21 protein-coding genes and 1 tRNA gene are annotated in these 25700 nt (G+C 34.3%); 20 read left to right on the top strand and 2 right to left on the bottom strand.

Annotated elements, in window-relative coordinates; translation table 11 throughout:
* Nucleotides 1-235: 235 nt before the first annotated feature.
* The 3 genes from ACYSNV_RS06765 (at nucleotide 236) to ACYSNV_RS06755 (ending at nucleotide 5661) form a co-directional block, all read left to right on the top strand.
* Complete coding sequence (locus ACYSNV_RS06765; protein ID WP_461761807.1) at nucleotides 236-3331, top strand: SusC/RagA family TonB-linked outer membrane protein; 3096 nt, start codon at nucleotides 236-238, stop codon at nucleotides 3329-3331.
* A 10-nt stretch (nucleotides 3332-3341) separates the two neighbouring features.
* Complete coding sequence (locus ACYSNV_RS06760; RefSeq protein WP_461761806.1) at nucleotides 3342-4883, top strand: RagB/SusD family nutrient uptake outer membrane protein; 1542 nt, start codon at nucleotides 3342-3344, stop codon at nucleotides 4881-4883.
* 121 nt (nucleotides 4884-5004) lie between these two features.
* Nucleotides 5005-5661, top strand: coding sequence for a response regulator transcription factor (locus tag ACYSNV_RS06755; protein WP_461761805.1), 657 nt, complete (start codon nucleotides 5005-5007; stop codon nucleotides 5659-5661).
* A gap of 340 nt (nucleotides 5662-6001) precedes the next feature.
* Here ACYSNV_RS06755 and yihA read toward each other — a convergent pair whose 3' ends face one another.
* Both yihA and ACYSNV_RS06745 read right to left on the bottom strand, forming a co-directional pair.
* A complete protein-coding gene (gene yihA / locus ACYSNV_RS06750) occupies nucleotides 6002-6616 on the bottom strand; it encodes a ribosome biogenesis GTP-binding protein YihA/YsxC (RefSeq protein ID WP_461761804.1) in 615 nt (204 codons plus the stop codon).
* A gap of 4 nt (nucleotides 6617-6620) precedes the next feature.
* Complete coding sequence (locus ACYSNV_RS06745) at nucleotides 6621-7385, bottom strand: alpha/beta fold hydrolase (protein WP_461761803.1); 765 nt, start codon at nucleotides 7383-7385, stop codon at nucleotides 6621-6623.
* A gap of 340 nt (nucleotides 7386-7725) precedes the next feature.
* Between ACYSNV_RS06745 and mraZ the strand changes: the two genes are divergently transcribed.
* The 17 genes from mraZ (at nucleotide 7726) to rpsO (ending at nucleotide 25662) form a co-directional block, all read left to right on the top strand.
* The gene (mraZ, locus tag ACYSNV_RS06740; RefSeq protein WP_461761959.1) at nucleotides 7726-8184 is read left to right on the top strand and encodes a division/cell wall cluster transcriptional repressor MraZ; all 459 of its coding nucleotides are present in this window, start codon (nucleotides 7726-7728) and stop codon (nucleotides 8182-8184) included.
* Nucleotides 8177-9091, top strand: coding sequence for a 16S rRNA (cytosine(1402)-N(4))-methyltransferase RsmH (gene rsmH, locus ACYSNV_RS06735; protein WP_461761802.1), 915 nt, complete (start codon nucleotides 8177-8179; stop codon nucleotides 9089-9091). The genes mraZ and rsmH overlap by 8 nt, the downstream gene beginning before the upstream one ends.
* On the top strand, nucleotides 9088-9450 hold the full coding sequence (locus ACYSNV_RS06730) for an FtsL-like putative cell division protein (RefSeq protein ID WP_461761801.1): 363 nt from the start codon (nucleotides 9088-9090) through the stop codon (nucleotides 9448-9450). Before rsmH ends, ACYSNV_RS06730 begins: the two co-directional genes overlap by 4 nt.
* The gene (locus ACYSNV_RS06725; protein WP_461761800.1) at nucleotides 9441-11450 is read left to right on the top strand and encodes a penicillin-binding protein; all 2010 of its coding nucleotides are present in this window, start codon (nucleotides 9441-9443) and stop codon (nucleotides 11448-11450) included. Before ACYSNV_RS06730 ends, ACYSNV_RS06725 begins: the two co-directional genes overlap by 10 nt.
* Complete coding sequence (locus tag ACYSNV_RS06720; RefSeq protein WP_461761799.1) at nucleotides 11447-12901, top strand: UDP-N-acetylmuramoyl-L-alanyl-D-glutamate--2,6-diaminopimelate ligase; 1455 nt, start codon at nucleotides 11447-11449, stop codon at nucleotides 12899-12901. The genes ACYSNV_RS06725 and ACYSNV_RS06720 overlap by 4 nt, the downstream gene beginning before the upstream one ends.
* 19 nt (nucleotides 12902-12920) lie before the next feature.
* Nucleotides 12921-14132: a phospho-N-acetylmuramoyl-pentapeptide-transferase gene (gene mraY / locus ACYSNV_RS06715; RefSeq protein WP_461761798.1), complete on the top strand. Its 1212-nt coding sequence runs from the start codon at nucleotides 12921-12923 to the stop codon at nucleotides 14130-14132.
* 1 nt (nucleotide 14133) lies between these two features.
* Nucleotides 14134-15468 carry a UDP-N-acetylmuramoyl-L-alanine--D-glutamate ligase gene (gene murD, locus ACYSNV_RS06710; protein ID WP_461761797.1) on the top strand — a complete coding sequence of 445 codons (1335 nt, stop codon included), beginning with the start codon at nucleotides 14134-14136 and terminating at the stop codon, nucleotides 15466-15468.
* A gap of 8 nt (nucleotides 15469-15476) precedes the next feature.
* Complete coding sequence (locus tag ACYSNV_RS06705) at nucleotides 15477-16793, top strand: FtsW/RodA/SpoVE family cell cycle protein (RefSeq protein ID WP_461761796.1); 1317 nt, start codon at nucleotides 15477-15479, stop codon at nucleotides 16791-16793.
* Entirely contained in the window at nucleotides 16780-17871 is a 1092-nt protein-coding gene (gene murG / locus ACYSNV_RS06700; RefSeq protein ID WP_461761795.1) for an undecaprenyldiphospho-muramoylpentapeptide beta-N-acetylglucosaminyltransferase, read from the top strand. The genes ACYSNV_RS06705 and murG overlap by 14 nt, the downstream gene beginning before the upstream one ends.
* A gap of 2 nt (nucleotides 17872-17873) precedes the next feature.
* Nucleotides 17874-19217, top strand: coding sequence for a UDP-N-acetylmuramate--L-alanine ligase (murC, locus tag ACYSNV_RS06695; RefSeq protein ID WP_461761794.1), 1344 nt, complete (start codon nucleotides 17874-17876; stop codon nucleotides 19215-19217).
* 10 nt (nucleotides 19218-19227) lie between these two features.
* Nucleotides 19228-19965, top strand: coding sequence for a cell division protein FtsQ/DivIB (locus tag ACYSNV_RS06690; RefSeq protein ID WP_461761793.1), 738 nt, complete (start codon nucleotides 19228-19230; stop codon nucleotides 19963-19965).
* Nucleotides 19966-19975: 10 nt separating this feature from the next.
* A complete protein-coding gene (gene ftsA / locus ACYSNV_RS06685) occupies nucleotides 19976-21466 on the top strand; it encodes a cell division protein FtsA (protein ID WP_461761792.1) in 1491 nt (496 codons plus the stop codon).
* A gap of 13 nt (nucleotides 21467-21479) precedes the next feature.
* The gene (ftsZ, locus tag ACYSNV_RS06680) at nucleotides 21480-23591 is read left to right on the top strand and encodes a cell division protein FtsZ (RefSeq protein WP_461761791.1); all 2112 of its coding nucleotides are present in this window, start codon (nucleotides 21480-21482) and stop codon (nucleotides 23589-23591) included.
* An 87-nt stretch (nucleotides 23592-23678) separates the two neighbouring features.
* On the top strand, nucleotides 23679-24131 hold the full coding sequence (locus ACYSNV_RS06675; RefSeq protein ID WP_461761790.1) for a GatB/YqeY domain-containing protein: 453 nt from the start codon (nucleotides 23679-23681) through the stop codon (nucleotides 24129-24131).
* An 8-nt stretch (nucleotides 24132-24139) separates the two neighbouring features.
* Nucleotides 24140-24213, top strand: a tRNA-Arg gene (locus ACYSNV_RS06670).
* Between the two features lie 560 nt (nucleotides 24214-24773).
* A complete protein-coding gene (locus tag ACYSNV_RS06665) occupies nucleotides 24774-25238 on the top strand; it encodes a GAF domain-containing protein (RefSeq protein WP_461761789.1) in 465 nt (154 codons plus the stop codon).
* Nucleotides 25239-25392: 154 nt separating this feature from the next.
* Nucleotides 25393-25662: a 30S ribosomal protein S15 gene (gene rpsO, locus ACYSNV_RS06660; protein WP_461761788.1), complete on the top strand. Its 270-nt coding sequence runs from the start codon at nucleotides 25393-25395 to the stop codon at nucleotides 25660-25662.
* The last annotated feature ends 38 nt before the right edge of the window (nucleotides 25663-25700 follow it).

Below are 25700 nucleotides of genomic sequence, written 5' to 3'. Positions count from 1 at the left end.
GGAGCAGATTGATGCTTTGGGAAAATTTAGAAAAATATTATTATGACACCAACTATCTTTTTAGATATTTTACAATCTACTTTATCTTATAACTATACAGATTCATCAAAAATGGGATGCTGTATGGGATGTTGCTGGTGTTAGTTTCCTTATAAGAGAGTTCTCTCTTTTTTTATAATCTAATTTATTTGTCTAACAGTAAGGCTCTAGTTTTCACTAGGGCAAAGTTTTATTTATGCAAAAATTTTTACTTTTTCTACTTACAGTTTTTAGTGTTTCTACTCTTGTAGCTCAAAACCGAACTGTAAAAGGGGTTGTGCTGGATCAATCCGGGCCCCTACCAGGAGTTAGTGTACTTTTACAAGGTACCGATCAAGGAGTTATGACAGATTTTGATGGGAATTTTTCCATTTCTGTTTCAGATTCAAGTGTTTTATTGTTTACCTATATAGGATATCAGGATAAACAAATTGTTGTTGGTGAACAAGAGTTTTTAACTGTTCACATGTTAGAAGATTTACAAACTTTAGATGAAGTGGTTATTCAGGTTCCTTATGGAACAGCTAATCGAAAAACCTATACGGGGTCTGTAGGAATCATCTCTGGTGCCAATATTCAAAAGTCGCAAGTTAGTAATGTGTCAAAAGCCTTAGAGGGATCTGTAGCTGGTTTACAAAGTTTCTCGTCTAGTGGGCAGCCTGGTTCTGAAGCTACCATTCGTATTCGTGGAATTGGATCTATTAATGCGGCAAGTGACCCTTTGTATGTTGTGGATGGTGTTCCGTATGAGGGTGGATTATCAGCAATTTCTTCTTCAGATATAGAATCTATTTCTGTATTAAAAGATGCAACGGCAGCAACTCTTTATGGTTCTCGTGCAGCAAATGGTGTTATAATGATTACCACCAAGCAAGGATTAAGAGATAGCGAGGCTGTGATTGATATTAGCTTTAAACAAGGTTTTTCCGATAGAGCACGTAAGGACTACAAGCAAGTTTCAACCAATCAATACATGGAGTTGCAATGGGAGGCATTACGTAATGGGAATATGGATTCAAGAGGCGCCTCGGCTAGTGATGCATCTATCTATGCTACAAATAATTTGATAGGTGCCATTGGTATTAACCCTTATGGATTATCTAATCCTTTTCCAGTAGGATTGGATGGTAAGCTTCAAGAAGGTTTAACTCCTCTTTGGAATGATAATTGGGAAGATGCACTTACACAAAATGCGAGCTTTACTGATTTAAATTTGAGAATTAGCGGGGGTGGTAAGAAATCAAGATATTATGTTTCAGGAGGCTTTTTAAACGATCAAGGCTATGTTTTGGAGTCGGGGTTTAAACGTTTTAATTTACGTTCTAACATTATAATTGATGCAAAAGACTGGTTAGAGGTAGGTGTTAATGTATCCGCTTCTCACTCTGTTCAGGATTATCCAAAGCAAGATGATAGCGCTTTAAGTAATGTTATTTTAGCTGCCCGCAGTTTACCAAGCTTTTATCCTATTTATCAGCGTGATTTATCTAATGGGGATTATCTATTAGATGCTACTACAGGCAATAGGCTTTTTGATTATGGTGCTTACCGTACTTCTTCTTATGCAAAGTATAATCTTGTGGGCTCAATGCCTTATGATAAAAATCAATTTATTCGTGATGTTGCCACTTTTAGGACCTATGCACAAATACTTTTGGCAGATAACTTAAAGTTTAAAACTTCCTTAAATATAGATTATAATAGTACCAATACCCATAATGTTTCTAATCCTGATTATGGACCGTCTTCTGAATATCAAGGGAGTGTTTTAAGAGAAAATAATCGTACTGTTAGTATGACCTATAACAACATTTTAAATTATAATGTAGACCTAGATCAAAAGAATAATTTCTCAGCAATGGTCGGACAAGAATTTTACTCAAGGGATTCTAATTATTTTGGAGGAGCTAGAGAACAATTAATTATGTTGGGTTTTGAAGAACCTGATGCGGCAGCCCGATTAATTAGCTTTTATGGGAAGGCGGATAAATATCGTATGTTGAGCTTCTTTGCTAATGCCCAGTATTCCTATGATGGTAAGTATTTTCTTTCGGGTTCTTTCAGAGCAGATGGTTCTTCTCGATTTGATAAAGGTAATCGTTGGGGATCATTTTGGAGTGTCGGAGCTTCTTGGAGACTTATCGAAGAAGACTTTTTACAACAAGCTAGAGATAAGTGGTTGACAAATTTACTTTTTAAAGCAAGTTATGGTGGTCAAGGAAACGATAATATAGGACTATATGCTTATCAAGGACTATATGCAATTCAAAATAATCTAGGTGAATCAGGATTAGTACCATCTCGTTTACCCACTCCAGAATTATCTTGGGAAACGAATATGAACTTAAATATTGGACTTGATTTCGGGATGTTTGAAAATCGTTTAAATGGATCAGTGGAATATTTTGAAAGACAAAGTAAAGACTTATTATTTGCTCAAAATTTAGCTCCTTCTCTTGGGTATACCACAACAGATGTAAATATTGGAGGTATAAAAAACTATGGTTGGGAGTTCTCCATTGATGGATACCCACTTTACACCGAAGATTGGAAACTTCATTTGGGATTGAATCTAACAAGTTATAAGAATAAAATCACTTCTCTTCCTTCCCAAGAAATGTGGCAAGGTAATAAAAGATGGACAAAAGGTGGTTCAATTTATGATTTTTATCTTATGGAATGGGCTGGAGTTAATAAAGAAAATGGTAATGCACAGTGGTATATTCAAAACGAGGATGGGTCAAAAACAATTACGGATGATTACAGTGAACTAAAAGTAAAAGATAGAGTGTATAAGGGAAGCGCTCTTCCAGATGTTTCTGGTGGTTTTTTCGCCAATATACAGTATAAATCATGGCAATTATCAGCCAATTTTGTATATGTTATTGGTGGAAGTATTTACAATAGAGACAAGTTGTTTTTGTATCGCCCAAGCGCAGGAGGGAATACCTGGAGTGTGGATATGATGGATCGTTGGACACCGGAAAATAATCAAAGTGATGTAGCTCGTTTAAGTACTAATCCAAAAAGCAGCTGGACTCAAGAATCAGATCGTTTCTTAGTAGATCGTTCGTTCTTAAAATTGAAAAATCTTACTTTCTCTTACGATTTACCAAGGGAGTTTTTAAGTAAAGCTAAGATAGCTTCTGCTTCTGTATTTGTTCAAGGAGAGAATTTATTTACTTGGACAAAAGAACAAGGTTTAGATCCGGAACAAACATTCGATGGTGTGACCTATTATAGATATCCGGCAATGCGAACTTTCTCTGTGGGTATTAATGTTAAATTATAAACTATCAAACATGAAAAAAAATTTATATAAATCTATATTTTTGGTTTTAGTCATATCATTAAGTTTTGTTTCTTGTGATTTGGAAACTGAGCCAAGTAATGCTGTGGTAGATACTGAAGTCTTTAAAACAGCATCAGGTAACGATAAAGTGTTAATAGGTTCTTGGGGATATTTAATGGAGAGCTTCAGTACTTATGCCAATCCTGGTTATGGAGCTTTTTTAAGAACCAATGATGCTATGGGCTCCGATGTTGTTGTTAATACTAATTATGGTTTTGCTACCCAGTATGCTTTTAATAGTTTATATCAGCGAAGTGGAACAAACAGTTTTAGTTGGAATATAACTTATAAAACAATTAATAGCGCTAATAATGTAATAGCAAAGGTGGGTCAAAGTGAAGGAAGTATCCAAGATAAGCAACGAATTTTGGGACAAGCTTTTGCTTTAAGGGGTTTTATGTATTTACATTTAGCCTCTTCTTATGGTTTCGCTGTTGATTTGGATCCTGATATGTTAATAGCTCCTATATATACAGAGCCCACAGATGCTAACACACAAGGAAAACCTGCATCTTCAGTTTCGCAAGTGTACAAGCAAGCTATTAGTGATTTAGAACAAGCACTTGATCTAATTCCAGATACCTATGTTCGTAATGCCAAATATAAATTTGATAAGACAGTTGTTTTAGGTTTATTGGCAAGAAGTAATCTATATGCTCGAAATTGGGATAAGGCTGCGCAGTATTCTGATCAGCTTCTATCTATTAATGGAGTATTGATGAACGAAGCACAGTATAAAAGTGGATTTAATGATGTAAATAATGTAGAGTGGATTTGGGGACACCCTCAAACTCCTGAGCAGAACAATGCTTCCTATCAATTTAATTACCTAGATGTTACCAGTGAACAGAGTTACTATTTTAGTTTTAATATGGATCCCTATTTTCAAGAAGCTTTTGATGATGGAGATTATCGAAAAACTATGATGTATTGGGCACCAAATCCAAGCATAAAGACTCCAAAGGATCGCGATGTAGCATATTTTAGATATGCGAAATTTAAATTCCGTGGCTCACAGATTGCTGATATTGTTCTAATGCGTACTTCTGAAATTTATTTAATAAACGCAGAGGCAAAAGCCCAAATGGGAAATTCCGATGCGATAAATTCTCTTAATACATTAAAATTAGCTCGCGGGGCAAAAGAGGTTGGTATTTTAACAGGGCAAGAGCTATTGGAGGAAATCTGGTTGGAGCGAAGAAAAGAACTATTTGGTGAGGGTTTTGCACTTGTAGATATAATTCGTAATCAAAAAAGTGTAGAACGAAGAGATTATCCTCAAGATCAATTAATTCCTTATACTTATCAAGTGTTGACACAAGACAATCAACTCAAAGATGTTACCGTAAACCTTTTACCACAAGGTCATAGAATATTAAACTTTCCGGATAAATCAAGTTTTACACCAAATAGTAAATACTACCTATATCGTATTCCTGAAGTGGAAGAATTGGAAAATAAAAATTTATTTGATAAGCTAGATAAGTCATAAAGCTTAGAAGAACCTAAAAGATAACCAGATTTTTTTAAAAAAAATCTGGTTATCTTTTTCTATTTGATCCACTTTCTCTCCTAGTAAATAGTTATATCTTTGTAAGAAAATATTAAAAAAGATGCCTGTAGTAGCTATAATTGAACAGCAAGAGTTAACTCGATATGCTTTTACAGAGCTTATTGATTCTTTGGCTATCCCAAACCTTCAGTGGTGCATGATTGATTCAGCCAATGCCTTAGAATTGTATTTGCAAAGGTATCCAAAGGCGTTTGTTATTTTGAACCCAGAGAGTTTTCATGTAGAGCACAATAAAGAGATTTGGCTATCATTGAGTAAAAAATTTTTAGAAAGTAAGTGGATGTTGGTTTTTGACAATTTAAATCTTAATTGGAGGATGGATTTGTCAAAGTATAATTATACTACATTTAGTATAGTTAATAAAAATGAGCCAATTCTTGTGCTAAAACAAGCTTTTGAGTATTTTTTTGAAAACCAAAAGTATTTAAGTCAGCAAATACAATATGCGTTAAAAGAGCAAGATGAGGTAACTTATAAAGTGGAACAAGTTTTAACAATGGTGGAGCGCGAAATACTAAGAGAAATATGTTTTGGTAAGATGAACAAAGAAATTGCATTAGAGAGACATATTAGTATACATACGGTTGTAACACATCGGAAAAACATATTTAAAAAATTAGGTGTAAATAGTGCCTATGAAGCCACTAAGTATGCGATTAAATCTGGGATAATAACTGTCAACGATTATTATATTTAGGATAAAAAACAGGATTTTTATCAAATTTTATCATGTAAGCTTTGCAGGTTGTTAGAAGATTAAATTTAGAAGATATGTTTTTGTAACATAAAAAAAGACATGTTCTAATTCCATGCAATAAAAAAAGCATAAAAAAAGTTTTAAACTTGATTATTTGTTTAATTAATAGAAAGATCTTATCGTAATAAGTTCATGACTTAGTAATAAAAGAAATGGATAAGTTTTCTTAGTGGATGAAAAGCTATATGCGTTAATCTAGGATAGATCAATAGTGAAAGTGCCTCAAGATAGTATAACTTCCCCGAGGCGTGGATAATTTATTTAAGTCTATTTGATTGGATTATCCTTGCTGTTTAAAAATATCTTTATTGATGTTATCTATGTACTCTAAAACCGTTTCCCTACCGGTTTTATCTTGTGATGAAGTAACAAAATAAGTAGGCATTTCTTCCCAATTATTTGCCAGCATTTTTTTTCTATAATCTGCTATTAAAGAATGCACTTTTTGCTTTCCTACTTTATCTGCTTTGGTAAAGATGATGCAAAATGGTATTTGATTCTCACCTAAGAATTGCATAAACTCCAAGTCTATTTTTTGTGCTTCGTGTCTTATGTCAATTAAAACAAATGCACAAACTAATTGCTGACGATCATAAAAATAATTCATGATGAATTGTTGGAATGTTGCTTTGGTTGATTTACTAACCTTTGCATATCCATATCCTGGAAGGTCAACTAAAAACCAATTAGAATTTATCTTAAAATGATTGATTAGTTGTGTTTTTCCCGGTCTAGAAGACGTCTTGGCTAAATACTTTTGATTAGTAAGCATGTTAATAAGTGAAGACTTACCAACATTGGATCTTCCAATAAAAGCATACTCAGGTAATGGTTCAGTAGGGCATTTACTAACCTGAGAATTACTTATTACAAATTCAGCAGTATTTATTTTCATAATCTTAAATATTTCGTTCTTTAAACCAATGTTCTAAAATCTCATTGAATTCAGCTGGTCGTTCCATCATTGCTGCATGTCCACATTTATCTATCCAAAATAGGTCAGAATCAGGCAGTAGCTCATTGAATTCAACTGCAACCTCCGGAGGCGTTACCTTATCATTTTTCCCCCAAATTAGGCAAGTAGGTATTTTTATATTAGGTAAATCTTTTGACATATTATGCCTAATGGCACTCTTGGCGATAGTTAAAGTTTTGATTAGCTTCATTCTATCGTTAACAGTGTCAAATACTTCGTCAACTAATTCTTTGGTGGCAATCTTAGGGTCATAAAATACATCTTCGGCTTTTTTCTGAATATATGCATAATCTCCTCTTTTTGGGTAACTATCTCCCATTGCACTTTCATATAGACCTGAACTACCTGTTAAAATCATTGCTTTTAATAACTTCGGGTAGGCCTTGGCGAAATACAAGGCAATATGCCCCCCAAGAGAGTTTCCTAATAAGATAACTTCTTTAAAACCTAATTGTTCGATAAAGTCTTTCACGAATTTAGCAAATGCTTTCACATTTGTGTTCAATATGCTGTTAGTATATAGAGGCAGTTCAGGAAGAACTACTTTATACCCAAGCTTAGGGAAGTATTCTGCAACACCATCGAAATTGCTTAGACCACCCATCAATCCGTGTAAAATTATGATTGGAGTACCTTGTCCAATTTCTACATAACGGAATTTTCCATCTACTTTTAAAGTTCGCTCCATGTAGTTTTTAAATGCGATTTTTAAATTCCCACAAATATAGGGTTTTCTTAAGGACAAACTTTGTAATAAAACCATAAAAAAATAAATTATGTTTTTTTATTGAATTATTCAATAAGATTTTACGTGTTTATAAATGTTTTTTATTGGGTCTAATTTAGCCCTAAATAAGGAGCTTTATAATGATTAATAAAGTATTCTATAGGTTATAAATCAAATAATTAGTCGTTGATTGCTTTATAAATAAGGGATTGTGTAAAACTTATCAACAAAGTGGTAAAATGTGGGGGAAAGTGGAGAAAAATTTGGTACATTTGCTAAAACAATTAATTTTAAGTATACATTGAATTCGTTAATTGGAACATATGAGTGCAAAATTGATGCTAAAGGCAGGATTTTATTACCTGTTTCTTTAAAGAAGCAGTTTAGCTCTATGGAAAGGGGTTTTGTACTTAAACGTTCCGTTTTTGAATCATGTCTTGAGTTTTGGCCAATGCAGAAATGGGAAACAATGATGAGTAAGCTTAATAAGCTTAATCCATTTGATAAAAAAAACGATCAATTTTTACGACGTTTTATGGCAGGTGTTAAATATGTTGAGGTGGACGAAGCAGGAAGGTTTTTAATCAGTAAAGATTTGATCGAATTTGCAAGGTTGTCAAAAGATGTTGTTTTTTCCTCTAAGGTGGATATTTTAGAAATTTGGGACAAGGAATTGTATGAGAAGAATATCGCAAGTGATGATTTTGATTTTCAGGAATTAGCCCAAGAAGTAATGAGTAATATTAGTTTTGATGAATAAAGAACAAGATTACGGTTATCACAGACCGGTATTATTGGAGGAGAGTGTAGAAGGTTTAAATATTAAACCAGACGGAGTTTACGTTGATGTCACCTTTGGAGGAGGAGGACACTCACGTGAGATACTTAGTCGTTTAGGTGAAAATGGAAAATTATTTGCCTTTGATCAAGATGAAGATGCTTTGAATAATGCTATTGATGATCCTCGTTTTACTTTGATTAATCAAAACTTTCGCCATTTGAAACGTTATCTACGTTTTTATGGTGTTAGTCAAGTGGATGGGATATTAGCTGATTTGGGCGTGTCATCTCATCAATTCGATGTAGCAGAGCGTGGTTTTTCAACAAGATTTGATGGAGAACTAGATATGCGCATGAATCAAAGAGGTGAGTTATCTGCCTATGATGTTGTTAATGATTATGAGTTAGCTGATTTAAGAACAGTATTAAGCCTGTATGGTGAGTTAAAAAATGCCCATGCTATGGCTAGTTGTATTGTAATTGCAAGACAGGATGCACCTATTAAGAATACGGATGATTTAAAATTAGTTTTACAAAAGTTTCTACCAGCGCATAGAAGTGCAAAAGTCCTAGCTCAAATTTATCAAGCCATACGAATTGAGGTAAACAAGGAAATGGAGGTTTTAAAAGAACTTTTAGAGCAGAGTTTAGATGTTTTGAAAGTTGGTGGGCGTTTAAGTGTTATTTCTTATCATTCATTAGAGGATAGAATGGTTAAAAGATTTATGAGAAATGGTCTTTTTGAAGGCGAACCTGAAAGAGATATGTTTGGAAGGTTTTCAGTTCCGATGAAACAGCTAGGTAAGTTAATTATTCCGAGTGATCAAGAAATTGAAATTAATAATAGAGCAAGATCTGCCAAGTTACGAGTAGCTGAGAAATTATGAAAAAACATACAACAAGTCCTGTAGATATTATAAAAGCCAAGATATTGGTAAATGAAGATGCTGCCAAAACATGGGGTGTTATTATCTATGTGATTGTATTGTGTTTAATTATGATTTGGAATACACAGGCCTATGAAGCCAAAGTATTTAAAATAGCTTCATTAAATCATGAGGTAAAAATGTTACGGGCAGAATTTGTCGATACAAGATCAGAATTAATGGAGTTGAAGATGGAATCCACCATAACAAGGACTCTCGAAGAGCAAGGGATTTTTCCATCTGAGGTGCCTCCAACAAAGATCCATGTTAGTAGTAAAAGCAAAAGTGAAAATAATTTTTGGAATAAAATATGGCCATAGGGAATAAAAATATTTATGTGAATATTTATATCATTTCCGCAATTGTGTTAATGATGGCTATAGGTATTGTGTATAGATTAATTCACATACAAAGTTCCGAGGGAGAGGTATTGCGAGCTAAGGCTCGTAGTGAAAAGAGAGTGAAAGAAGATGTAATCCCCGCAAATAAGGGAAATATATATTCAGCTGATGGTAGTCTTTTAGCTACTTCGGTTCCGGTCTTTGAAATTCGTTTTGATGCTGTTGCCCCTAGTCAGAAAGATTTTGATACTAATCTAGTGCCATTAGCAGATTCATTGTCTAAGATGTTTAATAAACCTTCTTCCCATTATCAATCTTTAATGCGAAAGGGACGAGCAAATAATAGTCGATATATATTATTAGCTAAAGGACTAAGTTATACCCAATATGTTAAGGTAAAGAATTTTCCTCTTTTAAAAAGAGGCCCTTATAAAGGAGGGTTGATTTCACTACAACAAACCGTTAGGCAACATCCGATTGGAAAAATTGCACAACGAACCATTGGTTATGAACGAAAATATGAAGATAATACCTATGGAAGAGTTGGAATTGAGGGTGCTTTTTCTAACTATTTAAACGGTGTGGATGGTAAAAGAAAGATGCAAAGCCTTGGTAAAGATCAGTGGAAGCCAATGAATGATGAAAATGAGGTTGAACCTATTGATGGCAAAGATATTATCTCGACTATAGATGTTTTTATTCAAGATATTGCTCATCACGCTTTGCTTAAAGCTTTAGAGGATTTTAATGCAGATCATGGCTGTGTGATTGTTATGGAAGTGAAAACCGGGGCAATTAGGGCCATTTCTAATTTAGGAAAAAACCCTCAAACAGGCAATTACTTTGAATCTATTAATTATGCTATATCAGAAAAGCATGAGCCTGGATCAACATTTAAGGTAGCTGCTTTACTGGCGCTTTTAGAAAAGCAGAAATCTGATACGGCAAAAATTTACGATACTAATGGAGGAGTAGTGAAATTTTATAATGCAAGGGTACGGGATTCAAAATGGGGCGGTTATGGTAAGATTTCTTTAGCAAGAGGTATAGAGGTATCCTCAAACACGGTAATAACCCAAGCAGTAAATGAAGGATTTAAAGATAATCCGTCGGAATTCACTAATTATATTGGAAGTTTGTGGATGGACAAGGCATTGCAGTTGCCTTTAAAGGGAGAAGGAATACCTTATATACCACAACCTGGGAGTAAAGGATGGAGTGGTTTGGCTTTGCCATGGATGGCATTTGGTTATGGTTTGTCAGTTACACCTATGCATACGCTAACCTTATATAATGCAATAGCAAACAACGGTGTTATGGTTAAACCAATGTTTGTCTCCCAGGTAAAAGAGTTCGACCAGACAGTGGTTAAATTTGAAACAGAGGTTTTGAATCCACAAATAGCCAAGCTTGATGTAATTAAACAAGTTCAAGCTATTTTGGTGAACTCTGTGGAGAGAGGAACAGGACGTAAAGTAAGTTCTAAGAACTTCACTATGGCTGGAAAAACCGGTACAGCCCAAGTGAATTATGGATCTGGAAAAGGTAAGGACATGTATTATTCGTCTTCTTTTGCTGGATTTTTTCCAGCGGAAGATCCAAAGTACTCTTGTATAGTGGTAATTCATAGACCAGATCGTGCTAAAAGTTATTATGGAGCTGATGTTTCTGGACCAGTATTTAAGAAGATTGCACAAAAGATATATACAGATGTACCAATTAGTCAACATGTAGACCAAGTTTCTCAGGTACCTCAAGTTATTGCGGAGAGTTATAACCAGTATAACGAACTTATTGCGCAGGACGATTTCAATACAATGCCTGATGTACGTGGAATGTATGTGATGGATGCTTTACCTTTATTAGAGAATTTAGGTTTACAGGTTCAAGTTAAAGGTATAGGGAAAATAAAAAAACAATCGATTCCTAAGGGACAAAAGATAGAAAAGAATAAAAAAGTTATATTAGAAATATCGTGAAAATATTAAAAGACTTATTACATAAAGTAGATATTCAGTCTATAGTTGGATCTGTTGATCTTTCTATAGACTCGGTGCTTTTAGACTCACGCCAAGTTGACAAACAAAGTTTGTTTGTTGCCATTAAAGGAAGTGAAACAGATGGACACATATATATTACAGCTGCAATCGAGAAAGGTGCTGTTGCAATTGTGTGTGAGCAAATGCCACAACAAATCTGGCCTGGTATAACTTATATTTGTGTGTCCAATGCAAGTCAGGCATTGGCTATTATCGCAAATAACTTATACGATCAACCTAGTACAAAGCTAAAATTAGTAGGAGTAACAGGTACCAATGGAAAGACAACTGTCGCTAGTTTATTGTTCACTTTATTTAAAGAATTAGGCTATAAAGTGGGACTTTTATCTACAGTGAAAATCGTGGTAGATAATCAAGAGTTTACAACTTTACACACTACTCCGGATAGTCTAACTATTAACTACTATTTACAGGAAATGGTGGATCAAGGCTGTGAATATTGCTTTATGGAGGTAAGCTCTCATGGGATTGTACAATCTCGTACTTATGGATTGGAATTTTGTGGGGGGATTTTTACCAATCTGACTCACGATCACTTGGATTATCATCAAAGCTTTGCTAACTACAGAGATGCAAAAAAAATGTTTTTTGATCAGTTAGCTAAAAATGCATTTGCTTTAACTAACTCAGATGATAAGAATGGATTGGTAATGGTTCAAAATACGAGATCAAAACTTTTTACATATGCTTTAAAGAATGTAAGTGATTTTAAAGGAGTAATTCTTGAGAGCCAGTTTTCGGGAATGTTGATGCGTATCGATGGGCAAGAATTATGGGTAAGGTTAATTGGAAGATTTAATGCTTATAATTTATTAGCTGTTTATGGGGCTGCCTTAGCACTTGGGCAAAGTAAAGAAAAAGTGTTAGTAGGGATAAGTACGTTAACTAGTGTCAATGGTAGGTTTCAATATTATATTTCCAAGTCAAAGGTAACAGCAATTGTGGATTATGCACATACACCGGATGCTTTAGAGAACGTGATTAGTACAATTAATTCAATTCGTACACGCAATGAGAATTTATTTACTATTGTGGGATGTGGAGGTAACCGGGATGCAACTAAACGGCCGATTATGGCTCATATTGCTAGTTCTTTAAGTGATAAAGTAATATTAACATCAGATAATCCTCGATTTGAACAGCCTGAGAGTATATTACGCGATATGGAAAAAGGTGTAGAGGCACAAAATGCTATGAAAACTATAGTAGTTCAAGATCGTGATCAGGCGATTAAGTTGGCATGTATGCAAGCAAAACCTGGAGATATTATATTAATAGCCGGAAAAGGGCATGAGACTTATCAAGAGATAAAAGGAGTTAGAAGTCATTTTAATGATTTAGAGATTGTAACCAAGTATTTAGAAAAATAAGAAGTAGGAAGTAAGAGTTATGTTGTATTATTTATTTCAGTATTTAGAGGAGGTAGTAAAGATACCAGGAGCAGGTGTATTTCAGTATATTACATTTCGATCCGGAATGGCAGTTATTGTATCCTTGCTGTTCTCTATTATATATGGAAAGAGAATTATTAGTTTTTTGCAAAGAATGCAAGTAGGTGAAACAGTTCGTGAGTTGGGCTTAGAAGGACAAAAAGAAAAGGCAGGGACACCAACTATGGGGGGAGTTATAATTATTTTAGCTACTCTAATTCCCGTTTTACTTTTTGCAAAACTAGATAATGTCTATGTATTGCTTTTAATTTTGACCACTTTGTGGATGGGAGTAATTGGTTTTTTGGACGATTATATTAAAGTATTTAAAAGAGATAAAGACGGCTTAAAAGGAAGATTTAAAGTTATAGGACAAGTAGGACTAGGACTAATAGTTGGTTCTGTTTTGTATTTTTCACCAGAGGTAACCGTTAGAGAAGCGCCTAGTAAAGATATTTTGGTGGAAACAGTGGCTAGTAAATATGATGTTAAGTCAACGGCAACTACTATTCCTTTTTTTAAAGATAATGAATTTGATTACAGTATGTTAATTAGTTGGTTAGGCACAGGAGCTTCTAAATATACCTGGTTGGTATTTATACCAATAGTAATATTTATTGTTACTGCAGTTTCAAATGGAGCGAATCTAACCGATGGGATAGATGGCTTAGCAGCTGGTACATCTGCTATATCTACTTTTGTACTTGGAATATTTGCCTTTGTCTCTGGGAATGTTATTTTTTCGAATTATTTAAATATCATGTATATACCAAATTCAGGAGAGATGACTGTCTTTATATCTGCTTTTATGGGTGCTTTGATTGGGTTTTTATGGTATAATACCTATCCAGCTCAAGTATTTATGGGGGATACGGGTAGTTTGACAATCGGTGGTATAATAGCTGTTATGGCAATTGCTGTTAGAAAGGAGTTGTTAATACCTGTTTTATGTGGTGTGTTTTTAATTGAGAATTTGTCAGTAGTACTTCAGGTATCTTATTTTAAGTACACAAAGAAAAAATATGGACAAGGGAGGCGTATTTTTTTAATGTCGCCTTTGCACCATCATTTTCAAAAGAAGGGATATCATGAGAGTAAGATAGTTACCAGATTTTGGATTATAGCCATTTTATTAGGGGTATTCTGTTTAGTTTCATTAAAATTAAGATAGGATGAGATTAGTAGTTTTAGGTGCAGGAGAGTCCGGTGTAGGTACGGCTGTTTTAGGTCAAGAAAGGGGATATGAAGTGTTTGTATCCGATTTTGGAACTATTACATCGAAATATAAGGAAGTATTAGATTCTCATCATATAAAATGGGAAGAAAAGACACATACACAAAGTATCATTTTACAAGCTGATATCGTTGTGAAAAGTCCTGGTATTTCTGATAAGGTTGCAATTGTACGACTTTTAAAAGAAAAGGGTATTTCAGTGATATCTGAAATAGAGTTTGCTAGTTGGTTTAATAAAGAATTATCTATTGCTATTACAGGTAGTAATGGTAAAACGACAACAACTATGTTAACTTACAAGTTACTAAGGGATGGTGGTCTTAATGTTGGCGTGGCTGGTAATATAGGCGATAGTTATGCTCAACAAGTTGCCATTGATCCAGAAAAATGTTATGTCTTGGAACTTAGTAGTTTTCAATTAGATGGTATCGTAGATTTTAGACCTAATATTGCTGTATTAACTAATCTAAGTCAAGATCATTTAGATAGATATGACAATAAATATGAAAATTACATTGATTCAAAGTTTCGTATAACAATGAATCAAACCGAGCAGGATTATTTTATTTATGATTACGATGATAAGGAAATCCAAAAATGGTTACTTAAACATAAGATCAAGGCTAAGTCTTTACCCTTTTCTCTAACCCAAAAGTTAGATCAAGGTGCTTATGTTGATAAAGATAAGATTGTTGTTACAATGGATCAGCATACATTGGTTATGCCTATAAAAGAGCTTGGTGTTGAGGGAGCGCATAATGTTAAAAATGCCATGGCAGCAACTACCATAGCTCAATTAAAGAGAATACGTAAAGAGCAGATTCGTGAAAGTCTTTCAGAATTTCAAGGAGTAGAGCACCGATTAGAGAAGGTGAGAAAAGTAAATGACATCCAGTTTATAAATGACTCTAAAGCTACCAATGTAAACGCAACGTTTTTCGCTTTAGAGAGTATGAAAACTCCTACAGTTTGGATCGTAGGAGGAGTTGATAAAGGGAATGATTACACGGAACTTATGCCTTTGGTTTTTGAAAAAGTAAAGAGTATTATTTGCCTTGGTTTGGATAATGAGAAACTAAAAAGTGCCTATAGTCAGGTGGTAGAGGAAATTACCGAAGCCGATAGTATGCAAGAAGCGATAGATAAAGCAATGCAATTTGCAGAGCCTGGAGATACTGTGTTATTGTCACCGGCATGCGCAAGTTTTGATTTATTTACCAGCTATGAAGATAGAGGAAATCAGTTTAAAAAAATTGTTGAAAGTATAAAATAGTATTAACAATGGGTGTAAAAGATCTATTAGCTCAATTAAGTGGAGACAAAGTAATTTGGGGCCTAGTTATTTTATTGGCTGTATTCTCTTTTTTACCTGTATATAGTGCAAGTACAAACCTTGTTTATACTATAGGAACTGGACAAAAAACAAGTTACTATTTGTTTAAACATTTTTTACATATATCTATCGGGTTGGTTGTGTTTTTATGGCTAGCTCATCGTTTGGATTATAAGTATTTTCGTGCTATTGCCATAATAGGTCTACCATTTGTTGTAGTTTTTCTTTGCTATGCATTAGTTAAAGGTACTACCATTGGAGGGGCAAATGCAAGTAGATGGGTTAGTGTTTTAGGATTTCAATTTCAGCCTTCTTCTACCGCATCAGTAATTTTGTTGATGTATGTTGCGCAATATTTAGTGAAAGTTAAAGACGATGTTGGGGGATTCTGGCCTTCTTTTGTAGAGCTTTGGATTCCAGTTTTTGTGGTTGTGGGCTTGATTTTCCCCGCAAACTTTTCTACAGCAGCTTTAATCTTTACTATGGTCTGTATTTTAGTCTTTGTGGGTAAATATCCCCTTAAGTATTTGGCTAGAATTATTGGGATGGGTTTTTTGGCTGTAGTATTATTTGTAGGAGCAGCAAAAGTGTTTCCGGGGAGCTTTAGCAATAGGGTTGATACTTGGATTAGTCGAATAGAGCGCTTTACTAATGATGATGGTACGAAAGATTTATATCAAGTAGAAAATGCAAAAATGGCTATTGCTTTGGGAGGAGTCTTTGGTGTAGGGCCGGGTAAGGGAGTGCAAAAGAATTTTTTACCACAGTCCTCTTCCGATTTTATCTATGCAATAATTGTTGAAGAATATGGATTATTGGCGGGATTATTCGTTCTTTTTGTATACTTGTCCTTGTTTTTGCGCTTTTTAGTTGCAGCGCATAAGGCTCCAACCTTATTTGGAAAGTTATTAGTTATCGGATTAGGTTTTTTCTTCACTTTTCAGGCTATGATTAATATGGGAGTGGCCGTGTCGCTTCTACCTACAACAGGGCAGACCTTGCCTTTAATAAGTAGTGGCGGTACTTCGATTTGGATGACTTGCTTTAGTTTAGGGGTGATTTTAAGTGTAACTAAAAAGGAAAAGGAAATACAAGAGCAAGAGTTGGCCAAGGCTTTAGCCGCACAAAAAGAGCAAGAAGAATTACAGCGTTTAGAGAATATTCGTATTGAACAGATAAAACAGGAATTATTACGAGAGAAGTTAAAACAAGAAATAGAACAACAGGAATTAAAAAAAATGCAACAATTCGATGAACACAAGTAAAATTAAGGTAATTATTAGTGGAGGTGGAACAGGTGGGCATATTTACCCAGCTTTGGCTATTGCTAACGAGATAAAATCTCGTTATCCGCAAGCCGATATTTTATTTGTAGGAGCTAAAGGTAAAATGGAAATGCAGAAAGTGCCCCAAGCGGGTTATCCTATAAAAGGCTTATGGATATCAGGTCTACAAAGAAAGTTGACAGTCGATAATCTAATGTTTCCTTTTAAAGTTGTTAGTAGCTTATATAATTCCAGAAAAATAATTAAAAGCTTTAAGCCCGATGTGGTTATTGGTACAGGGGGGTTTGCTAGTGGACCAGTTGTTAAGATGGCAAACATGATGGGGATAAAGACTGTTATTCAAGAGCAAAACTCATTTCCAGGGCTAACTAATAAATTGTTAGGTAAAAAGGTAGATTTAGTTTTTGTCGCTTATGATGGCCTAGACTCATATTTTGATAGAAATAAACTCATTAAAACCGGTAACCCAGTAAGGGAAGATCTGATTAGTAAAATAACAGATAAGCAACAAGCCAAACGTCGGTTAGAGTTAGATCCCCACAAGCAAACTTTACTTGTAATAGGGGGTAGTTTAGGAGCTAGGCGGATAAATGAATTGATAAAGGAGCAACTTGATTTTTTTATTGCTGAAAATTGGCAAATTTTATGGCAATGTGGTAAATTGTATTATGAGGATTATAAGAAGTATAATTCCAATCAGATTCAAGTGCGTGAGTATATAGATCAAATGGAATATGCTTATGCTTGTGCGGATTTAGTGATCTCCAGAGCCGGAGCGTCAACTGTATCGGAATTAGCTTTGGTTGGAAAACCTGTGATATTTATACCAAGTCCTAATGTTGCCGAGGATCATCAAACTAAGAATGCACAGAATATTGTGAGTCAAGGTGCAGCTGTTATGATAAAAGAAAGGGAATTAGAAAACTTTAAGGAAATTTTTTCTAAATTAAGCAAAGATCAGATTTATCTTAATCAGCTTGGTAGTAAATTTAAAGCTATGGCTTTGCCACAAGCAACTAAACAAATTGTAGATAAGATAATTCAGTTAATAAATTAGATATGTTAATAGATAAAATAAAGAGCGTATATTTTATTGGTGTTGGAGGCATTGGTATGAGTGCTTTAGCTCGTTATTTTAAGTATATAGGTAAACAAGTCATGGGGTATGATCGTGCACAAACACAATTAACCCGTGAGTTAGAAAAGGAAGGAATTCCGATTGTTTATCAAAGTGAGCAACAAAGTATTGGAAAGGATTTTTTAGACCCTAGTTCTACTTTAGTGGTTGTTACTCCTGCCATTAAGGAATCTCATGAACAGTGGGCTTACTTTTTGCAGAATAATTTTACAATAAAAAAACGCTCAGAAGTATTAGGAATCATCACCAAGGATACCTATTGTTTTGCTGTAGCTGGTACGCATGGAAAAACAACTACAACTAGTATTTTAGGACATTTACTGTATGAAGCAGGTTTAGATGTTACTGCTTTTGTTGGAGGAGTAGTTGAAAATTACCAAAGTAATTTAATAGGTAGAGGTAAAACAATTACAGTTGTTGAGGCAGATGAATTTGATAGATCTTTTTTAAGATTGCATCCTAATACAGCCTGTATAACAAGTACCGAGGCGGATCATTTAGATATATTTGGCGATGCGCAAACCATGTATCAAGCCTTTGAGAATTTTGCTGATTTGGTAGAGGATAAAGAAAATTTATTTGTTTCTCAGTCAGTTAGTTTACAAGGAATCAAGGTGGGATTTGACGATTCGTGCACGTATCAGATAAAAGATGTCAGTGTTAAAGATAATTGGTATGAGTTCTGTATTGTTACTCCTAACGAGTTGATAGAGAATGTAAGGTTTGGTCTTCCAGGAAGACATAATTTATCTAATGCGTTAATAGCTTTTGCTATGGCGAACAAATATGGTGTTAGTTCCAAAGCTTTGGTTAAGTCATTAGCTAGTTTTCAAGGTGTTAGGAGAAGGTTTTCTTATGTGCTTCGTAGAGATGATTTGATCTATATTGATGATTATGCTCATCATCCAACGGAGATTGCGGCGGTAAGTCAAGCTGTGCATGAAATGTTTGAAGGTAAGAAAATATTAGCTGTTTTTCAGCCTCATTTGTATTCGCGTACAAGAGATTTTATGCAGGAGTTCGCTGAGGCTTTGAGTTTATTTGATAATGTTGCATTATTAGATATTTATCCAGCAAGGGAATTACCAATAAACGGGGTTAGTTCTAGTGAGTTACTAAAATTAATTAAATCTGATAATAAGGTTTTGGTAGCTAAAGATGAATTAATAGACTTTTTGAAACACTCAGATGCACAAGTTATTTTAACTATTGGAGCTGGTGATATTGGTGAAATGGTTAATTTAATAAAAGAAGAATTAAAATAGTTATTAAGCAGTGAAAAAGGTACTAAGGAATATAAAATGGGTAGATGTGCGTATATGGTTGATATGCGGCATTGCTTTTGTATTATATTCTTTTGCCAATAGTAGAGCAGATGCAAAGGCAATTGATCAAGTTGAGGTAATATTCAAAAATAAAGATAGTTATTTTGTTACTTCACAAGAAATACGTAATGATGTCGAAAAAAATTTCTTGAATACTTCCGTGGTTTATAGAACTATGCTAGATTTGAATAAAGTGGAGGATATGGTACTGCAAAATCAATTGATACGAAATGCAGAGGTTTATTTAACTCTAGAAGGAAAGCTAATCGTCGAGGTCTTACAAAAACAAGCAATAGCTCGACTTATTGATCAGAATGATAGTTTTTACATGGATGAATATGGACATAAAATGCCTTTAAGTCGTCATTTTTCTAAGCGTGTACCTATGATAAGTGGACAGATTGCTCCTTCTTTATATTTGCCATTAAAACAAATGTTAGATGCTATTAATAAAGATGATTTTTTGAGTAGTGATATCACTGGTATTCATATTAAACCGGATGAAAGTATAGTTTTACATAGTAGAGCTAATGAATTTGATATTCTCTTTGGTCCACTGGATGAGATTTCTAAGAAATTAAATAACTATAAAGCTTTTGTTCAATATAGCTTACAAGACAATATATCATTAAATAATTACAAAACGATTAACCTTAAGTTTACCCAACAAGTGGTGTGTACCAAATAGTAAAAAAAATATGGAAAAAGAAAATATAGCTGTTGGTTTAGATATTGGAACAACGAAGATTGTTGCAATGGTTGGAAAAAAGAATGAATACGGCAAGTTAGAGATTTTGGGCTTGGGAAAAGCCAAGAGTTTAGGAGTGAAGCGTGGAGTAGTTAATAATATTACTCAGACAATTCAGTCTATACAAAATGCTGTGGCAGTAGCCGAGAGTGAAGCAGAATGTAAAATAAAAAGAGTTGTAGTTGGTATAGCAGGACAGCATATTCGCAGTATTCAACACAGCGATTATATAAGTAGACCAAATCCCGATGAGGTTATTGGTGACAAGGATATTGAACAGTTAATCAATCAAGTTCAAAAATTAAATATGCTTCCGGGTGAGGAGATTATTCATGTATTGCCACAAGAATTTAAAATTGACGGGGAACCAGGAATAAAAGAACCTATAGGAATGTATGGAAGTCGTTTGGAGGCTACTTTTCACGTAGTTGTTGGACAAGCTGCTTTGATTAAAAACGCTGGTAGATGTATTAGAGATGCCGGTTTGGAGTTGGCAGGTATTACCCTTGAGCCTTTGGCCTCAGCCGAAGCAGTACTTAGTCAAGAAGAAAAGGAGGCTGGAGTTGCGTTAATTGACATAGGAGGGGGTACGACTGATTTGGCTATTTTTAAAGATGGAATTATCCGCCACACTGCAGTTGTTCCCTTTGGAGGTAATGTGATTACAGAAGATATAAAAGAAGGTTGCTCGATTATTGAAAGACAAGCCGAAATTTTAAAAATTAAATTTGGATCAGCTTGGCCGGGGGAGAATAAAGATAATGAGATTGTTATGATTCCTGGGTTAAGAGGAAAAGAACCTAAAGAAATATCTTTAAAGAATTTATCAAAAATAATTTATGCTCGAGTAGATGAAATTATTCAACTTGTTTTTTCTGAGATTAAAAGCTACGGATATGAAAATCCACAAAAAAAGTTAATAGCTGGTATTGTTTTAACTGGGGGAGGTTCTGAATTAAAGCATATTAAGCAATTAGTTGAATACATAACAGGAATCGATACTCGTATTGGGTATCCAAATGAGCATTTAGCAGGGGATTCAAACCCTGAGATATCTAGTCCGTTATATGCAACTGCTGTTGGATTAGTTATGGAAAGTGAGCGTACAGGAATTCAAGGAGCAATTTCCCTGGACGCAATGAAATTGCTAATAGAGCAAGAAAAAGAGCAGCAAAGAGCTCAAGAAGAAGCATTGCGAATAGAAAAATTGCAAGAGCAGCTACAAGGACATGATACTTCTTTGGTTGAACAACAAAGTAACATTAATACTCAAGAAAAAGAGGATTATGCTCAGACTAAAGATGAACCAATAAATACTACTGAAACTCATTTAGATGAGCATTCCGAGAAAGAGGTAACTACTACTGTTGACCGCTTTGAGCGTAGTTTTATGGGAGGATTTGTTAGAAGAATTAAAGAATTTATTGAAAAGCAAGAATAAAAACGATACGTATATGGAGAATACAGATTTCGGAGGGATAAAGTTTGATTTACCTAAAAATCAATCCAATGTGATTAAGGTAATCGGTGTAGGTGGAGGCGGTAGTAACGCCATCAACCACATGTTTAAACAAGGTATTAAGGGAGTGGATTTTATTGTTTGTAATACCGATTCGCAGGCGTTAGAAAACAGTACAGTTCCTAACAAAATTCAGTTAGGAATGAATCTTACCGAAGGATTAGGTGCAGGAGCCAATCCAGAGGTTGGTCAGCAATCTGCCCTTGAAAGTATTGAGGATATCGAGAAAATGCTTGATGGAAATACGAAGATGGTTTTTATTACTGCTGGAATGGGTGGGGGTACCGGTACTGGTGCTGCACCAGTGATTGCACAGCTTTCAAAAGAACGCGACATTCTAACAGTAGGTATTGTTACTATACCGTTTCAATTTGAAGGGAAAGTAAGACAAGAACAAGCTTTAAAAGGAGTGGAACGTTTGCGCAAGCAAGTAGATTCATTGGTTGTGATTAACAATAACAAATTACGTGAGGTTTATGGTAATTTAGGTTTTAAAGCTGGTTTCTCAAAAGCCGATGAGGTACTTTCTACAGCTGCAAGAGGTATTGCTGAGGTAATTACCCATCACTATACTCAAAATATTGATTTAAAGGATGCAAAGACTGTATTGTCCGATAGTGGGACCGCAATTATGGGTAGTTCTACTGCTACGGGTGAGACAAGGGCAAAAGATGCTATAGTAAGCGCTTTAGACTCCCCTTTGTTAAATGATAATAAAATTACTGGAGCCAAGAATGTTCTATTGTTGATAGTTTCAGGCACCAATGAGATAACGTTAGACGAAATAGGTGAGATTAATGATCATATTCAATCCGAAGCTGGCCATAATGCTAATATAATTATGGGAGTTGGAGAAGATGAGAGTTTAGGGGAGTCCATATCTGTTACAATTATTGCAACTGGGTTTAATATTGAGCAGCAAGAAACAATAGCTACTTCTGCCGAACCAGGTAAGATAATTCATACTTTGGATGGTAATGATCAAAAAGTTCAACGTGATTTATCTCCAGATACAACTTCGCGTGCATTAGGTGTGGCTTCTCCAGATCAGCCATTACCAAATAATGGTAATAGTGAAATTGTAGATAGTGATAAATCGCAAATGCGCTTTTTCGAGCTTGAAGGTAATATAGAGAACTCAGAGGATAGCTTCCAAGAGGATTCGCAGAGTCTTTACGATTCAAATTCCGAATTTGAAGCAGAAAAAAATCTTTTAGAAGTAAAGGGAACTGAGGTTAGTAAAAGTAATACAATAAGTGGGCTTGATCCTTTTTTTGAAATTATTACCCCAACAAGTCAAGTAGATACAAATGGCGATAATGAAGGAAAAGGCCAGGTTAGCAATAGTAGTAGAGCAGGTGAATTGAGAGATATTCAGGTGGTGGCCCCTGAGTTAGTAGATCCGATTATGGAACCTATATCAAAGACCATTGAAACTCAAAGCTCGGTAACTAATAATCCGGATATTATTCAGGCTCCTTTATCACAAGAGCCAATATCCGATAATTCAGTAATTATAGAGTCAATAAATTCAGCTTCTAGTAGTGTTAAAAAGGAAGAGGCAGTTTATTTTACTTTAGAAGATTATACTGATAAAGAGTTAGAGTTAGCTTCAGCAAAACCGGTATCTAAGGATACAGAGGATGCATCTGCTGGTTTTAAATTAACAATACAAGAGTCGGATCCATTACATACTCCTTTGTCTTGTTCTGAGTTGGATAAACAAGAATCAGTAACTAATAGTAAGAATTCGATAGAATCAGATGAAGTTAATCCTATTGAAATGTCTTTAGAGGAGTATAGTTTAAGAAGCCGTACTGCAGAACGTCGTAAAAAGATGAAAGATTTCAATTATAAGTTCAATACTAATGCTAGTAATAGCCAAGTAGATGAAATGGAATCAGAACCTGCTTATAAAAGAACAGGCGTAACCCTACAGACAAAAGAAGAATCAACTGATGCAAGTCGAATTAGTCTTAGTGTGGATAGTAATAATGAAAATAAATTACGTTCAAATAATTCTTTTTTGCATGATAATGTAGATTAATTAAATCTTAAAATAATACTATAAGCCTGAAAAAAGTATTTCTTTTTCAGGCTTTTTTATATATTTGCAATTCAAAAAATAAAAAATATGAGTTTACAATCTAAGATTATGGATGCTATAAAAAGTGCAATGAAGTCTAAGGATACCTTAGCTTTAGAGTCGCTTAGAGCAGTTAAGTCAGAGTTATTATTAGCGCAAACTCAAAGTGGAGCACAAGGTGAACTTACCGAGCAGGAGGAAATAAAAATACTTCAAAGATTAGTAAAACAAAGAAAAGATAGTGCGGCGATTTTCGAGCAACAAGGTAGAGCTGATTTACAGGAACCAGAACTAGCTCAAGCTAAAATTATCGAAGCTTTTTTACCTGAACAATTAAGTATAGAACAAGTTGAAAAGATAATTAGCGATATCATCACTCAAGGTGAATTTAATTCAATGGCTGCTATGGGGCAAGTAATGTCTTTAGCTTCTAAAGAGTTGTCTGGAAAAGCTGATGGTAAGACAATTTCAACAATAGTAAAAAAACTTTTAAGTAACTAATACATGTTGTCCGTGTAGTTCAACTGGATAGAATATCAGATTTCGGCTCTGAGGGTTGGGGGTTCGAGCCCCTCCGCGGACGCAAAAGTTATTTTAAGAATAAGCGTCAAATATCTTAACCAATAGGTATTTGACGCTTTTTGTTTTCTGCATCCCAAGCAAATACAAAGAATTTAAAGTATTCAAAAGATAGATTTATAGAGTCTATTTATATAAAATAGTTTTCAAAAAATAAATTGATAAAAATTCAAAAACTGATAATTATCATATTTTTTGAATTTGTAGTTGTATACATTTGTTGCAGACATTCAAAGTAAGGCTGTGATTTGTGAGAGATAGCTTCCTTAATTAGAACTGTTAGTTTAGCTGAAATTTAAAGTTAGACTGAATAAAAAATTAAATCGCAAAAATTGTTATATTAGCAAGTAGTTATTAATTAGCGGTGGAGATTGCTAATAATGTTAGCCTACATGTTTTTAGTATAATATGTTGTTTGCAAAATAGTTTTGTAGTTTGTGAGTTTGGCTACAAAATTTCATATTGTTGTTTGAAAAAGCACTAATGTTTTGGCATTAGTGCTTTTTTTTTATTTCTGGTTGTTATTTTTGTACATTAGTACACTTGAAAAATTTATTTGATTGTATGAAAGAGTTATACAAAAATTTATTAGATCGTTGCACTGGGATTATTTCTGATTCCGATGCTAGTGTAGAGAAGCGTTTACATAGAATATGTGAAGTGTTGCATACAGAATTAGAGCATTACAATTGGGTAGGATTCTATATGGCTAATCACCATACAAAAACATTACATTTAGGCCCATATGTAGGAGCTGAAACAGATCATGTGGAAATTCCTTTTGGGAAGGGGATTTGCGGACAAGTTGCCCTTAGTAACGAAACTTTTTTAGTAGAAGATGTTTCTGCACAGGATAATTATATTGCTTGTAGTATTACTGTTAAATCAGAAATAGTTGTCCCTTTATTTGTTAACGGCATAAATATTGGTCAAATTGATATTGATTCACATACATTGAACGCCTTTACACCCGAGGATCAGAAGTTTCTAGAAAGGCTTAATTCGCAGATAGCTAGTCTTTTCGTATAATATTTTCAAAAAGTGTAGTTATTATATTGTTTGCCTTAAAAAAATAAAAAAAAAGCTTTTGAATATGCTTATATTAGAAAAATAAAAATTACCTTTGCAGCGAATTGTAGATGGTCTACGATTTTTGCATAATAATTATTAAAACAATATTGGCATGTATTTAACAAAAGAAAAAAAGGCTGAAATCTTCGCTAAGCATGGTGGAGCTGTAGCTAACACAGGTTCTGCTGAAGGACAAATTGCTTTGTTTACTTTCAGAATCTCTCACTTAACTGAACACTTAAAAAGAAATCGTAAAGATTACAATACAGAGCGTTCTTTAGTTCTTTTAGTAGGTAAAAGAAGAAGACTTCTTGACTACTTAAAGAAAACTGAAATTAACAGATATCGTGAGATTATTAAGGAATTGAATATTAGAAAATAATCAATAGAGAAGAGGTGCCTTTGTGCGCCTCTTTTTCT

The sequence above is a fragment of the Myroides sp. LJL119 genome (genome assembly GCF_054871605.1).
The sequence above is the reverse complement of the archived record's forward strand: the minus strand, read 5'-3'. Positions and strand labels throughout refer to the sequence as shown.

Excerpts from the sequence above, each read along its gene's own strand:
- murC (WP_461761794.1), top strand. The coding sequence starts at position 17,874 with ATGTTAATAGATAAAATAAAGAGCGTATATTTTATTGGTGTTGGAGGC.
- ACYSNV_RS06745 (WP_461761803.1), bottom strand. The coding sequence starts at position 7,385 with ATGGAGCGAACTTTAAAAGTAGATGGAAAATTCCGTTATGTAGAAATT.
- ACYSNV_RS06765 (WP_461761807.1), top strand. The coding sequence starts at position 236 with ATGCAAAAATTTTTACTTTTTCTACTTACAGTTTTTAGTGTTTCTACT.
- ACYSNV_RS06755 (WP_461761805.1), top strand. The coding sequence starts at position 5,005 with ATGCCTGTAGTAGCTATAATTGAACAGCAAGAGTTAACTCGATATGCT.
- ftsA (WP_461761792.1), top strand. The coding sequence starts at position 19,976 with ATGGAAAAAGAAAATATAGCTGTTGGTTTAGATATTGGAACAACGAAG.
- ACYSNV_RS06725 (WP_461761800.1), top strand. The coding sequence starts at position 9,441 with ATGGCCATAGGGAATAAAAATATTTATGTGAATATTTATATCATTTCC.
- ACYSNV_RS06705 (WP_461761796.1), top strand. The coding sequence starts at position 15,477 with ATGGGTGTAAAAGATCTATTAGCTCAATTAAGTGGAGACAAAGTAATT.
- ACYSNV_RS06675 (WP_461761790.1), top strand. The coding sequence starts at position 23,679 with ATGAGTTTACAATCTAAGATTATGGATGCTATAAAAAGTGCAATGAAG.
- ftsZ (WP_461761791.1), top strand. The coding sequence starts at position 21,480 with ATGGAGAATACAGATTTCGGAGGGATAAAGTTTGATTTACCTAAAAAT.
- yihA (WP_461761804.1), bottom strand. The coding sequence starts at position 6,616 with ATGAAAATAAATACTGCTGAATTTGTAATAAGTAATTCTCAGGTTAGT.
- mraY (WP_461761798.1), top strand. The coding sequence starts at position 12,921 with ATGTTGTATTATTTATTTCAGTATTTAGAGGAGGTAGTAAAGATACCA.
- rsmH (WP_461761802.1), top strand. The coding sequence starts at position 8,177 with ATGAATAAAGAACAAGATTACGGTTATCACAGACCGGTATTATTGGAG.
- ACYSNV_RS06665 (WP_461761789.1), top strand. The coding sequence starts at position 24,774 with ATGAAAGAGTTATACAAAAATTTATTAGATCGTTGCACTGGGATTATT.
- murG (WP_461761795.1), top strand. The coding sequence starts at position 16,780 with ATGAACACAAGTAAAATTAAGGTAATTATTAGTGGAGGTGGAACAGGT.
- ACYSNV_RS06760 (WP_461761806.1), top strand. The coding sequence starts at position 3,342 with ATGAAAAAAAATTTATATAAATCTATATTTTTGGTTTTAGTCATATCA.
- rpsO (WP_461761788.1), top strand. The coding sequence starts at position 25,393 with ATGTATTTAACAAAAGAAAAAAAGGCTGAAATCTTCGCTAAGCATGGT.
- ACYSNV_RS06730 (WP_461761801.1), top strand. The coding sequence starts at position 9,088 with ATGAAAAAACATACAACAAGTCCTGTAGATATTATAAAAGCCAAGATA.
- murD (WP_461761797.1), top strand. The coding sequence starts at position 14,134 with ATGAGATTAGTAGTTTTAGGTGCAGGAGAGTCCGGTGTAGGTACGGCT.